General features: G+C 73.5%; 14 protein-coding genes. 4 read left to right on the top strand and 10 right to left on the bottom strand.

Annotated features, from left to right (window positions below; genetic code table 11):
- Positions 1-38: 38 nt before the first annotated feature.
- Positions 39-314, top strand: coding sequence for an STAS domain-containing protein (locus ACIGW4_RS10945; protein ID WP_398710302.1), 276 nt, complete (start codon positions 39-41; stop codon positions 312-314).
- Here the strand turns inward: ACIGW4_RS10945 and ACIGW4_RS10940 are convergent.
- The 3 genes from ACIGW4_RS10940 to ACIGW4_RS10930 form a co-directional block, all read right to left on the bottom strand.
- Positions 303-1,274 (bottom strand): sigma-70 family RNA polymerase sigma factor, encoded by a 972-nt coding sequence (locus ACIGW4_RS10940; protein WP_399579794.1) that lies wholly within the window; start codon positions 1,272-1,274, stop codon positions 303-305. The genes ACIGW4_RS10945 and ACIGW4_RS10940 overlap by 12 nt on opposite strands.
- 84 nt (positions 1,275-1,358) lie before the next feature.
- Positions 1,359-2,066, bottom strand: coding sequence for a L,D-transpeptidase (locus tag ACIGW4_RS10935; RefSeq protein WP_123454990.1), 708 nt, complete (start codon positions 2,064-2,066; stop codon positions 1,359-1,361).
- 90 nt (positions 2,067-2,156) lie between these two features.
- Positions 2,157-3,413 carry an MFS transporter gene (locus tag ACIGW4_RS10930; protein WP_123454992.1) on the bottom strand — a complete coding sequence of 419 codons (1,257 nt, stop codon included), beginning with the start codon at positions 3,411-3,413 and terminating at the stop codon, positions 2,157-2,159.
- 62 nt (positions 3,414-3,475) lie between these two features.
- Here ACIGW4_RS10930 and ACIGW4_RS10925 point away from each other — a divergent pair, with 62 nt between their 5' ends.
- Positions 3,476-4,471, top strand: coding sequence for a LysR family transcriptional regulator (locus ACIGW4_RS10925; protein WP_123454994.1), 996 nt, complete (start codon positions 3,476-3,478; stop codon positions 4,469-4,471).
- Between the two features lie 116 nt (positions 4,472-4,587).
- On the opposite strand, the gene ACIGW4_RS10920 is transcribed toward ACIGW4_RS10925, so the two are convergent.
- Positions 4,588-5,373: an alpha/beta hydrolase gene (locus tag ACIGW4_RS10920; RefSeq protein WP_399579791.1), complete on the bottom strand. Its 786-nt coding sequence runs from the start codon at positions 5,371-5,373 to the stop codon at positions 4,588-4,590.
- Between the two features lie 112 nt (positions 5,374-5,485).
- A complete protein-coding gene (locus ACIGW4_RS10915; protein WP_359589752.1) occupies positions 5,486-6,265 on the bottom strand; it encodes a GNAT family N-acetyltransferase in 780 nt (259 codons plus the stop codon).
- Between the two features lie 91 nt (positions 6,266-6,356).
- On the opposite strand from ACIGW4_RS10915, the gene ACIGW4_RS10910 reads away from it, so the two are divergent.
- Both ACIGW4_RS10910 and ACIGW4_RS10905 read left to right on the top strand, forming a co-directional pair.
- A complete protein-coding gene (locus tag ACIGW4_RS10910; RefSeq protein ID WP_123455001.1) occupies positions 6,357-7,511 on the top strand; it encodes an adenosine deaminase in 1,155 nt (384 codons plus the stop codon).
- 179 nt (positions 7,512-7,690) lie between these two features.
- Positions 7,691-8,056: a hypothetical protein gene (locus ACIGW4_RS10905; RefSeq protein ID WP_123455003.1), complete on the top strand. Its 366-nt coding sequence runs from the start codon at positions 7,691-7,693 to the stop codon at positions 8,054-8,056.
- A gap of 78 nt (positions 8,057-8,134) precedes the next feature.
- Here the strand turns inward: ACIGW4_RS10905 and ACIGW4_RS10900 are convergent, their stop codons facing one another.
- The 5 genes from ACIGW4_RS10900 to afsQ1 form a co-directional block, all read right to left on the bottom strand.
- Positions 8,135-8,335, bottom strand: a complete 201-nt coding sequence (locus ACIGW4_RS10900; protein ID WP_123455006.1) for a PspC domain-containing protein — start codon at positions 8,333-8,335, stop codon at positions 8,135-8,137.
- Positions 8,336-8,425: 90 nt separating this feature from the next.
- Positions 8,426-8,986 (bottom strand): VanZ family protein, encoded by a 561-nt coding sequence (locus ACIGW4_RS10895; protein WP_123455008.1) that lies wholly within the window; start codon positions 8,984-8,986, stop codon positions 8,426-8,428.
- A 446-nt stretch (positions 8,987-9,432) separates the two neighbouring features.
- Complete coding sequence (locus tag ACIGW4_RS10890; protein WP_123455010.1) at positions 9,433-10,026, bottom strand: hypothetical protein; 594 nt, start codon at positions 10,024-10,026, stop codon at positions 9,433-9,435.
- Positions 10,023-11,555: a HAMP domain-containing sensor histidine kinase gene (locus ACIGW4_RS10885; protein WP_123455012.1), complete on the bottom strand. Its 1,533-nt coding sequence runs from the start codon at positions 11,553-11,555 to the stop codon at positions 10,023-10,025. The genes ACIGW4_RS10890 and ACIGW4_RS10885 overlap by 4 nt, the downstream gene beginning before the upstream one ends.
- On the bottom strand, positions 11,552-12,229 hold the full coding sequence (afsQ1, locus tag ACIGW4_RS10880; protein WP_017239746.1) for a two-component system response regulator AfsQ1: 678 nt from the start codon (positions 12,227-12,229) through the stop codon (positions 11,552-11,554). Before afsQ1 ends, ACIGW4_RS10885 begins: the two co-directional genes overlap by 4 nt.
- Positions 12,230-12,237: the final 8 nt, after the last annotated feature.

Genomic DNA, 12,237 nt, shown 5'->3' with positions numbered 1-12,237 from the left:
TGGCGATGAGTTCCGGGCACGCCGGCGGTCAGAGGGGTGTGGACACCAGTCAGCCCCTCGTCGTGACCCTGCCCGCCCATCCCACCAGGGAGGAGCTGGCCCGGCTCTGCGCCGAGCTCGCCGCCGCCCCGCCCGGCGAGGTCGTCTGCGAGGTCGGCGCGCTCGCGGCCGCCGACCTCGCCGCCGTCGACGCCCTCGCCCGGCTGAAGCTCGCCGCCGGGCGGCAGGGGCACCGGATCCGGTTCGAGGGAGCGGGGCCCGAGCTACGGACCCTGCTCCTCCTCACAGGCCTTGCCGAAACGCTAGGCCTCTAGCCGCGCCGGCAGGTCGAAGAGCGGGAACCAGCGCTCGGTGTCCAGGAAGAAGTCCATCCCGGCGACCTTGCCGTCCCGCAGCTCCAGGACGATCAGCGCCCACGGGCTGTAGCCGCCCTCCGGGTCCGGGTGGTAGTGGGCGAAGGCCGGCGCGCCGTTCGCCACGGTCGGGACCAGCTTCGAGCCCCGGCACACGTCGCCGACGCCCAGCATCCAGCCGACGATGTTCTCGTGGCCCTGGAGCCACAGGTCGTACGGCGGCATGGACATCGTCGCGTCCTCGTGGAGGAGCGCCGTCAGCGCCTTCATGTCGTAGCCCTCGAAGGCCGCGACGTAGCGCTCCAGGAGCGCCTGCTGCTCCTCGTCCAGCGGGTTCGCCGGGTCGGAGGCGGCCGGCGCCTGCTCGGCGAGGGTCGCGCGGGCCCGCTGGAGGGCGCTGTTGACGGAGGCGACGGAGGTGCCGAGGAGCTCGGCGACCTCGCTCGCCTTCCACGCGAGGACCTCGCGCAGGATGAGCACGGCCCGCTGCTTGGGCGGCAGGTGCTGGAGCGCGGCCACGAAGGCGAGCCGGACCGACTCCCGGGAGAGCGCCGTCTCCGCCGGGTCACCGGCGCTCGGCATCACCCGCCCGTCCGGGATCGGCTCCAGCCAGGTGATCTCCGGCTGCTTGACGAGCTGCGCCTGCGCGACGGGCGTCGGCCCGGTCAGGTCCATGGGCCGTGCTCTCCTGTTCCCCGCGTTCAGCGCGTCCAGGCAGACGTTGGTGGCGATCCGGTACAGCCAGGACCGCAGCGAGGAGCGGCCCTCGAAGGAGCCGATGGACTTCCAGGCGCGGACCATCGTGTCCTGCACCGCGTCCTCCGCCTCGAAGGAGGATCCGAGCATCCGGTAGCAGTAACCGGTCAGCTCCCTGCGGTACTTGTCGAGATCTTCGGTCGTCGCGGTCGCGGCGTCGCTCATCGGGTCCACACCCCACTCACCCCTCATCGGCACCCGTTCGGTGCCGATGAGAGGGAAGCTACCGCAGCGGACTGACAGCCGGGGTCAGGTTCCCGGCTTGCGTCCGTAGACGAACACGTCGTCGCCGTTCCTGAGCAGGTTCCAGTACGCCTTCGCGTCCGCCGGCCGCATGTTGACGCAGCCGCCGGAACCCGGCGGGTTCCACATGGACTTGGTGGTCGAGTGGAAGGCCTGGCCGCCGTCGAAGAACTGCGAGTACGGCATGGAGACGTGGTAGAGCGTCGACCAGTGGTTGATGTTCCGCCAGTAGATCTTCTTGGCGCCGGTACGGGTCTCGGTGCCGTCCTTGCCCGTGCGGACCGGCACCGGCCCGTACTTGAGGCGCGCGCCGTCCTGGATCCAGCTGAGCTGGCGGGTCAGGTCGACGCAGGCGATCCGGCCCTTGTTCGTCGGGCAGGCGCCCGAGCGGTTGGGGTTGGTGCCCGCGGCCCTCTGCTGGAGCATGGTGTTCATGGTGCGCCACGTGACCGGTCCGGCGTAGCCGACGGTCGGGGTGATGCCGTGCTTCGCCTGGAACGCCTGGATGGCCTTGCAGTCGGCGAGCGACTGCCGTCCGTCGACCGGCCGTCCGAGGAACTTCTCCACCTGCTTCTGGTACGGCCCCGTCGTCACGTTGCAGGACGCCGCCTGCGCCGGAGCCGCACCGAGCGCGATCGTCATCGGCACCACCAGCGAGGTGATGCCGGCGGCGACGGCCGCCCTTCTGCCCATGTGCCGAGCGATTCGTTTCATGATCGTCAACTCCCCCTCGAGTCCCTGTCCTTGAGGACGTACGGGGGAGTGTGACGGTTGCAGGGTCCGTGCGGGAGAGGACGAACCGGGTCAGGCCGCCAGCCGCAGCCGCCGCGCCTCGACGCGCGCGCTGTGCGTGCCGTACAGGGTGACCGAGACGACCCCGAGGACCGCGACCAGGCCGATCAGGACCGTGCCCGCCCAGCCGCCCGCGTGGAAGGCGATCGCGCCGAGCGTGCCGCCCGCGCTGCTGCCCAGGTAGTACGCGGACTGGTACAGCGCCGAGGCCTGCGCGCGACCCGTCTTCGCCGTGCGGCTCACCGAGGAGGAGGCGACCGCGTGGCCCGCGAAGAAACCGGCCGTGATGAGGACCAGGCCCGCGAGGACGAGGGCGAGCGAGTCGGACAGCGAGAGCAGCAGGCCCGCCGCCGTCGTGGAGACCGCCAGGTAGAGCGCGCCGCGCCGGCCCGTCCGGCCGACCAGCTTCCCGGCCGCCGCCGAGGAGACCGTGCCGACCAGGTAGATCAGGAAGATCGAGCCGATCACGCCCTGCGGCAGCGAGAACGGCGCCTCCACGAGGCGGTAGCCGATCACCGTGTACACGGCGCCGAAGACCGTCATGAACAGCGCGCCGATCACGTACAGGCGCAGGAGCAGCGGGTCGGCGAGGTGGCCCCGGACGGTCCGGGCCAGCGCCTTCGGGTTCAGCGTGCCGGGGGTGAAGTGCCGGGCCTTCGGGAGCAGCGCCCGGAAGACGAGCACGCAGGCCAGGGAGGTCAGGCCGACGGCGGCCAGACCGGCGCGCCAGCCCCACATCTGCGCGACCCAGCCGGTCACGAGCCGACCGCTCATGCCGCCGATCGAGTTGCCCGCCACGAAGAGGCCGATCGCGCCGATCAGCGCCCTGGGCCGCACCTCCTCGGCGAGGTACGCCATCGCGGAGGCCGGGAGCCCGGCCAGCGCGGCGCCCTGGACGGCGCGGAGCGCGATCAGGGACGCCAGGTTCGGGGCGAGCGGCACGAGCAGCGCCACGGCGACCGCGACCGAGAGGGAGGCCGTCATCATCGCGCGCCGCCCGAAGCGCTCCGAGAGGGCGCTGAGCGGCAGGACGCAGAGGGCGAGGGCGCCGGTGGCGGCGGAGACCGTCCAGGAGGCGGCGGAGGCGGTGGCGCCGAACTCGGCCGAGACGGCCGGGAGGAGGGCCTGCGTGGAGTAGAGGAGGGCGAAGGCGGCCAGTCCGGCGGCGAAGAGCGCGAGGCTCATCCGGCGGTGGCCGGGGGTGCCGGGGGCGAGGCGGGTGTCGGCGGACGCGATGGTGGCGGCCGCCTTGGTACTGGCGGAAGGCATGTCACGAACGTAGGCCGGTCCGGTTCATGCGTCCAATGCACGGAACTGCTGTAATCGTTCCCATGGTGCATGAGTACAGGTCACAGCCCCGCCTGTCACCGAACAGTAACGAAGAAGACATGGGAGCGCTGCTCGCGCCGCGGCTCGCGTACTTCGCCGCCGTCGCCCGGCACGAGCACGTGACCCGCGCCGCCGCCGAGATGGGCGTGCCGCAGTCGACGCTCTCGCGGGCCATGGTCCGGCTCGAACAGGACCTCGGCGTCACCCTCTTCGCCCGGCGCGGCCGCACGGTCTCCCTCACCCCGGCCGGCCGCCGCTTCCTCACCGCCGCCGAGCGGGCCCTCGCCGAGGTGGAGCGGGCCGCCGACACCGTACGGGCCGACGCCGACCCGGCCGCGGGACGCGTCGCCTTCGGCTTCCTGCACACCATGGGCTCCGAGACCGTCCCCGGCCTCATCCGAGCCTTCCGCGTCGACCACCCGAGGATCCGCTTCACCCTCGTCCAGAACTACGGCGAGGCCATGATCGAGCGGCTGCGCGCCGGCGACCTCGACCTCTGCCTGACCTCGCCCGTGCCGGACGCCCCCGACCTGGTGGCCCGGCGCCTCGACGAACAGCGGCTGCGGCTCGTCGTCCCGGACGACCACCGGCTCGCGGGCCGCAAGCGGGTGCGGCTCGCCGAGGCCGCGGACGAGACCTTCGTGACCCTGGAGCCGGGGTACGGGCTCCGCCGCATCACCGACGACCTGTGCGCGGAGGCCGGCTTCAAGCCGCGGGTCGCCTTCGAGGGCGAGGAGGCCGAGACCCTGCGCGGCCTCGTCGCCGCCGGCCTCGGCGTCGCGCTGCTGCCGCCGCCCGCCGTCCCCCGCCCCGGCGTCGTCGAGCTCACCGTCACCGCGCCGCGGGCGGTCCGCGAGATCGGCGTGGCCTGGCTCGACGGCCACCCGGACACGGCCCCGGTGGCAGCCTTCAAGAAGTTCCTGCTGAGCAGGCGCGGCCACCTGCTGCCGAAGGAACCGTCGCCTCCGGCCCTGGGGGACCCCTCGGCGTCGGCGTAGGCCCCGCAGGGCCCCGGACCCGGCCGGGATCCCTCGGCGTCGGCGTGAGCCGGGGCCCCGCCGACCTCCTCGGCGCCGGCACGGTCCCCGCAGGGCCCCGGGCCCCGCCGCCCCTCTCAGCGCCGGCGCGCGCCCAGGCCGCCGCCGAAGCCCGCCGCCAGGGGCATCCGCAGACCGAGCGGCGGGGGAGCCGCCATCGCGTCGGTCACCGGCCGGGAGACCGGACGGCCGAAGAGGGCGCCCAGTGTGAAGTCCGCCGCCAGGGCCCGGACCTCAGCCGCGTACTGGCGCAGCGCGTGGCCGTCCGAGTGGACCTCGAAGCGGCAGGTCTCCCGGTTCGCCTTCTTCGCCCGCTCGGCGAACCGGAACGACAGCTCCGGGTCCGTCCGCGCGTCGTTCGTGCCGTGCACGAGCAGCACCCTGCGGCCCACCAGCTGCCGCACCGGCTCCGGCTCCGCCGCCACGTCGTCCTCCGGCAGCCACGGCGCGAGCGCGAGCACCGCGGCGACCGCCGGATGCCCGGCCGCCCGCAGCGCCGCCCGCGCCCCCATCCCGTGGCCGACCAGACAGACCGGGACGTCGCCGTAGCGCCGTACCACCTCCGCGACCGCCCAGGAGGCGTCCGCCACGAGGTCCGCGTCCGCCCCGTTCCAGCCGCGTGCCCGGTAGCGCACCACGTGCGCGGCGAGCTCCTCGGACCGCCCCGCCCGGGCCAGGCCGCGCCCCAGCGGAAGCATCGCCGCGTGCGCCCGCGCGGAGGCCCGCCGCGCCGACAAGGGCTCGCCGTCCGGCAGGAGCAGCACCACACCGCCCACCGCCGCCGACGTGCGGGAACCTCCAACGGGCCGTCCGAGCCGGGGTCTCCGTGCCTCGGGCGGCCCCACGAGTGCGAAGTGCGCCATGACAGAACAGTCTCAGAAGCGGAGGTGTACGGCAGTCGTACGCGCGGTCTCTGTTACGTATCGCCGCCGCCGCGTCGCCGCGTCGCCCCGCGGGCTCGAACGGCCGTGCGCGTCAGACCCGTTCGAAGCGCGCCATCGAGCCGATGGTCGTGAAGCCCTTCCGGCCGTACCAGTGGCGCGGCCAGTCGTCCGCGTGGGCGGTGAGGAAGCGGGTCGAGCAGCCCGCGTCGGCGGCCTCGCGCAGCGCCGTGTCCAGCACCCTCCCCGCGTACCCCTGCCCGAGGTGCGCCTCCACGGTCACCAGGTCCTCGATCTGCGCCACCCCGGTCGCCGGGTCCATGTACAGGTCGACCCACGCGGCCACCTCGCCCGCCGGCGTGTGCACGGCGAAGAACCGCACGACGTCGGCGCCGCGCACCCGGGCCACCCGCCGCTCCACCAGGTCGCGGATGTGCTCCGGCGCCGCGGCCGGGGCGAACCGCGGCCAGGAGGCGGCCACCGGCCCGCGCAGCTCGTCGAAGCCGACCTCCCGCGCCCCGCCGTGCTCCGGCACCGGGCCGGTGTGCGCCATGAGCAGGGTGGTGCCCTCCCGGTACCCGGCCCGCTCCATCGGCGCCCGGCAGGCCTCGGCGACCGTCTCGTCGAGGACGTAGGAGAAGCGGTACGGGAGATGGGCGAGCGCCTCCTCCACGTACCCGGGGAGCGCCTCCGGGTCCACGGCCCCGTCGACGAGCACGTGGTTGTTGCCCCGGGAGTGCCTGTAGGCGTCGTCGAGCACCGCGAAGGCGCCCGGGAAGTCGACGGTGCGGGCCGCCTGGCGGCGGAAGAAGTCGGACAGGAAGCGGTGGACGCGCGGGAGTTCGGACGCGGCCGGGGACGAGGTCGAGGTCATGCGGGCACGCTAGACGGGCCGGTCCGCGCCCCGCCAGGAAAAAACGGCGCCACGGGAGGTGTTCTACGCGCGTAGGGGCTAGAGTGCGGAAATGACGAGCCAGACCCCCAACGTCCCCACCGCGGACCAGATCCGCCGTGCCCCGAAGGTGCTGCTCCACGACCACCTCGACGGCGGACTGCGCCCCGGCACGATCATCGAACTCGCCCGGGAGCAGGGCTACGAGCAACTCCCCGAGACGGAGCCCGACAAGCTCGGCATCTGGTTCCGCGAAGCCGCCGACTCCGGCTCCCTGGAGCGGTACCTGGAGACCTTCGCGCACACCTGCGCCGTCATGCAGACCCGGGACGCCCTCTTCCGCGTCGCCGCCGAGTGCGCCGTCGACCTCGCCGAGGACGGCGTCGTGTACGCCGAGGTGCGGTACGCCCCCGAGCAGCACCTGGAGGGCGGGCTCACCCTCGAAGAGGTCGTGGAGGCCGTCAACGAGGGCTTCCGCGAGGGCGAGCGGCGGGCCAGGGCCGACGGCCACCGCATCCGGGTCGGCGCCCTGCTGACCGCCATGCGGCACGCCGCCCGCGCCCTGGAGATCGCCGAACTCGCCAACCGCTACCGCGACTCCGGCGTCGTCGGCTTCGACATCGCCGGCGCCGAGGCCGGCTACCCGCCCACCCGGCACCTCGACGCCTTCGAGTACCTCAAGCGGGAGAACAACCACTTCACGATCCACGCCGGCGAGGCCTTCGGACTGCCCTCCATCTGGCAGGCGCTCCAGTGGTGCGGTGCCGACCGGCTCGGCCACGGCGTCCGGATCATCGACGACATCGAGGTCGCCGACAACGGCTCCGTCCGCCTCGGCCGCCTCGCGGCCTACGTCCGGGACAAGCGGATCCCGCTGGAGATGTGCCCCTCCTCCAACCTCCAGACCGGCGCCGCCGCCTCGATCGCCGAGCACCCCATCGGCCTGCTCCGCACGCTCCACTTCCGGGCCACGGTCAACACCGACAACCGGCTGATGAGCGGGACGAGCATGAGCCGGGAATTCGAGCTGCTGATCGACGCATTCGACTACACGCTCGACGACATGCAGTGGTTCACGGTCAATGCGATGAAATCAGCGTTCATTCCTTTCGATGAACGACTCGCCATGATCAACGAGGTGATCAAGCCCGGCTATGCCGAGCTGAAGTCCGAATGGCTGTTCCAGCAGACTGCCACGACCAGCGAGTCTTCCCGTACGGCGGGCTGAGAAGCGCCTCATGGAGGGGGCGGGAGCGGCCGGGGTGAGGCGACACCCGGCCGCTTTCCGGTGTTTGCGAAGGCGACGTTCGCTGGTTAGGTTGCAGAGCCGCTCTCGATTCCCCATTCCCAGGATTTCCCCTCCCGGCTTTTCCCGAAGCCCCCGGATTCCCCAAGGAAGATTTTCTGATGAAGCAGTCTGCCGCCAAGAAGCTCGGTGTCGCCGCTCTCGGTGCCGCTTTCGCCGCTGCCGCCGCCGGCACGGCCTCCGCAGCACCGGCCCTGCCGCTCGACGCCGACGCGCTGGGCACGGTGACCCAGGCCGTCCCGCTCGGTGACGGCCTCACCACCCTCCCCGACGGCGCCGCCGAGTCCCTCGGCGCCGGCCAGGGCGCCCTCGGCCAGGGAGTCGACCAGGGTGTGAAGACCCTCCCGGCCGCCGCGGGCCAGGCCACCCAGAACCTCCCGCTCGACGCCGCCGCCGGCGGCCTCGGCGCCACCCCGCTCGGCGGCCTCCTCGGCGGCCTGCCGCTGAACGGCCTGCCGCTCGGCTGACCGGCACCGCACCACGCGGAAGGGGCGCGCACCCGGCGATCGGGTACGCGCCCCTTCGGTGTGCGCCGGTGGCGGCGACTACCAGGCCGTGCTCGCGCTCTTCTCCGCCGGCAGGAAGATCCACAGACCCAGGTAGATCAGGAACTGCGGGCCCGGCAGCAGGCACGAGGCCAGGAAGATCAGGCGCATCGTCGTCGCGGAGGTGCCGAAGCGCCGGGCCAGCGCCGCGCACACTCCGCCGAGCACGCGTCCGTCACGGGGGCGGGTCAGTGCGGCCATGGTGGGCTCCTTCGGAGTAGGTCCGGGAGCCGCTCCTCCGGGCTCCCGATGACTCCATACTCCTGCCGGGAAGGGGGACGAAGCGTCGGTCTACGGGGCGATCGGGACCCTGGAAATCGTCGGGGTCGCACCCTGAGGGGAACCGCCGTCCGGGGTGCTCCCCGCGGAGGAGGACGACCTCCCCGCCTCCCACCTGCGTCGCAGCCGGGTCCGGCCGGCCGGGACCACCAGGAGGTGCGCCAGCGCGACCCCCGCGGTGTTCAGGAGCACGGAGTCCACGTCCACCACCTGACCCGGCACCGCGGTCTGCAGCAGCTCCACGGCCAGCGACACCAGCGCGCCCGCGGCGGTCGTACGGGTCAGGGAGGCCCACCCGGAGACGTGGAGCCGTCCGTCCGCCATCGGGAGCAGCACCCCGAGCGGGGCCAGGAGCAGCAGGCCCTCGCCGATCAGCCGGGCCGCCTCGGCGCCGCCGAGCGCGAGGACGGTGCGGAGGCCGTGCAGCGGGATCGTGTTCGGCGCGGTCACCCAGGCCACGTCGCGTGGACGCAGGCTGAACCAGGCGACGAGCAGCAGATGCGCGAGGAGGAGGACGAACCCCGCCACGCGGACGACCACGGCGGCACTGCCGCCCGAACCTTGACGCTGCACGCCCCCCAAGACGCCCCGAACAGCAAAATCGGTTCCGCCACCACGTCTCCCACCCCGCTGCGAGCCCGCCCACCGGGGCGCCGCCCCGGTTGCGGGCGCGCGCCCGCCGGTGCGGTGCCCCGCCGCCCCCCGTTGTGGGCAGTCGTTCCGCTGGGGCGGAACGGGTGGGCACAACGGACCCGCGCCCTTGCCGGCGCCAGAGGCTCATGTGCCCTGACCCGCACCCCTAGGTGCACCCGGCTCGTGGTGCGGGTTCAGGCGCGGGACGCGGAGGCGCCGCTAAGGGCGCCGTCCCGTGTGCCCACCCGTCCCGCCCCAGCGGGACGACTGCCCACACGGGCGGGGGCACCGCCCCGCAAGGCGCGGGCCTCACACGGGGAGGGGCACCGTCCCGGCGTGCGCGGGCCCTACGCGGGAAGGGCATCGCGGGGCCCCGGTAGGTGGGGTCAGGGGAGCGTCGGGGCCGTTGGCGGGGTGGAGTCGGGGCGCTCGCGGAGTTCCGTCGTGCACCGGTACCGCTTCGGCGCGTACGCCCCCGGCCCGCCCAGCACAGCCGTGTGCCCGCCGGCTCCCGCCGAGCTGTCCGCGAACGTGCAGACGAGCTGCGACAGCGCCGTCGGCGCCAGGTCCTCCGGCTGCCGGCTCAGCCGCAGCGTGCCCGACGGGTCGCCCGGGCGCCCGCCGCCGACCGTCAGCGGCCCGCGGACCTCCGTCGTGAAGCCGGCCTGCCGCTCGCCCTCCGACGGCGCGGCGAGCAGCTGCGCGAGCAGTCTCCCCGCCGTCCGCACCGGATCGCCGGGCACCTTCTCCTCCGGCAGCGGCGTCCGCCGGTCCACCGCCTCCAGCTGGGAGCCGCAGACCAGGAACACCCGGATCGGCACGCCCTGCGCCGCCGCCTCCGTCGTACCGTCCTCGGTCGTGCTGCACGGCACCCGGGAGGGGGCCGCGCCCGCGTCCACCGGGACCGACGTGGTCCGGATGCCGCAGCCGGTGACCAGCGAGGCCAGCGCGGCCACCAGAATCAGAGTGCGGCGCCTCATGCTTCCTCCACCTCGCCCTGACTGCTGCGGGTCTGCACCTCGCGGGTGATCCCCGACGCGTCCAGCGGCAGCCGCAGCACGAACACCGCGCCGTCGACCTTCCCGTCCTCGCCGACCGAGTTCGACGCCGTGATCGAACCGCCGTGGATCAGCGCGTTCTCCATGGCGATGGACAGGCCGAGCCCGCTGCCGTCGGACCGCGGCCGGGACGCGCTCGCCTTGTAGAAGCGGTCGAAGACGTGCGGCAGCACTTCCTCCGGGATGCCGGGGCCGTGGTCCCGCACCGCGATGACCAGCTCGTCCTCCTCCGTGCGGACCGAGACCCGCACCGGCGAACCGCCGTGCTTGAGCGCGTTGCCGATGAGGTTCGCCAGGATCACGTCGAGGCGCCGGGGGTCGAGCGGCGCCACGATCCCGCGCTCCGCGTCGAGTTCCACCGCGTCCAGCCAGGCCCGCGCGTCGATGCACGCGGTGATCTGGTCCGCGATGTCCACGTCGTCGAGGACGAGCCGCGCGGTGCCCGCGTCGAAGCGGGTCACCTCCATCAGGTTCTCCACCAGGTCGTTGAGGCGCCGGGTCTCGCTCACCACGAGCGCCACCGCCGGGGCGATCATCGGGTCCAGGGAGTCCTGCTCGTCCTCCAGGACCTCGGTGACGGCCGTCAGCGCGGTCAGCGGGGTCCGCAGCTCGTGCGACATGTCGGCCACGAAACGCCGCGAGGACTCCTCCCGCGCGCTCATGTCCGCGACCTTCTTCTGCAGCGACTCGGCCGCGCTGTTGAACGTACGGGAGAGGTCGGCCAGTTCGTCCGCGCCGGAGACCCGCAGCCGGGTGTCGAGCTTGCCCTCGCCGAGCTGCCGGGCCGCCTCGCCCAGCCGGTGCACCGGGCGCAGCACGGTCGTCGCCGCGACCTGCGCGAGCAGCACCGAGCCGGCCACCGCGAGGGCGGTGGCGATCCCCAACGACCAGGCGAGCGAGTTCAGATCGGCCTTCTCCGCGGCCAGCGACTTGAACATGTACCCGGCGGGCCCGCCGCCGTCGATCCGCGTGCCGCCGACCAGGTACGGCGTCCCGTTCCGCTCCGTACGCTGCCAGAACAGGTGGTACGGGTACGGATTGGCGTCCGTCACCGGCCGCTTCGTGTCCACGGCCTCCCGCAGCGAGCGCGGCACGTCGGCCAGGGTGAAGTCGTCCGGGTCCGAGGCGCCCACGATCGGCTTGCCCGCGTCCCGCTCGCCGAGCAGCAGCACCTGGTAGTCCGCGGCGCTGCCGGACGCCATCTGCTCGGCGGTCCGCCGCAGGTCGTCCTGGGTGGGCCGGAGCGGCAGCGTCGCCGTCCGGTTCTGCATCTCCTGCCGGAAGTCGCCCAGCGCCCCGTCCTGGGTGCGCGTCAGCACCGCCTCGCGGTTGAGCCAGTACGCGATGCCGGAGGCGGCGACGGCCGCGGTGAGCGCGACGAGGGCGAAGACGACGACGAGCCGCAGCCGCAGGCTGGAGAGCCGCAGCCGCGCGTAGATCCCCTTGCTCACGCAGGAACGTCCAGCCGGTAGCCGACCCCGCGCACCGTACGGATCAGCGTCGGCGAGGACGGCACGTCCTCCACCTTGGCGCGCAGCCGCTGCACACAGGCGTCGACGAGCCGCGAGTCGCCCAGGTAGTCGTGCTCCCACACGAGCCGCAGCAACTGCTGGCGGGACAGCGCCTGCCCGGGCCGCCGGCTCAGCTCCAGGAGCAGCCGCAGCTCGGTCGGGGTGAGCTGGAGGTCCTCGCCGTTCTTGGTGACCGTCATCGCCGAACGGTCGATCACCAGGGAGCCGTACGTCGCCGAGTCCGTCGACTCGCGCTCCCCGCGCCGCAGCACGGCCCGGATGCGGGCGTCGAGCACCCGCCCCTGCACCGGCTTCACGACGTAGTCGTCGGCGCCGGACTCCAGGCCGACGACCACGTCGATGTCGTCGCTGCGGGCGGTCAGCAGGATGATCGGCAGCTGGTCGGTCCGGCGGATCCGCCGGCAGACCTCGAAGCCGTCGATGCCGGGCAGCATGACGTCGAGCACGACCAGGTCCGGCCGCTGCTCGCGCAGCAGCTGGAGACCGTCCTCACCCGTCGCGGCGGTGGCCACCCGGTGGCCCTGCCGGGACAGGGAGAGTTCGAGGGCCGTGCGGATGGCGTCGTCGTCCTCGATCAGCAGCAGAAAAGGCACGGCGACAT

Source organism: Streptomyces sp. NPDC053513 (assembly GCF_044544765.1).
Taxonomy (GTDB): domain Bacteria; phylum Actinomycetota; class Actinomycetes; order Streptomycetales; family Streptomycetaceae; genus Streptomyces; species Streptomyces litmocidini.
This window is presented reverse-complemented; position numbering and strand designations above follow the sequence as displayed.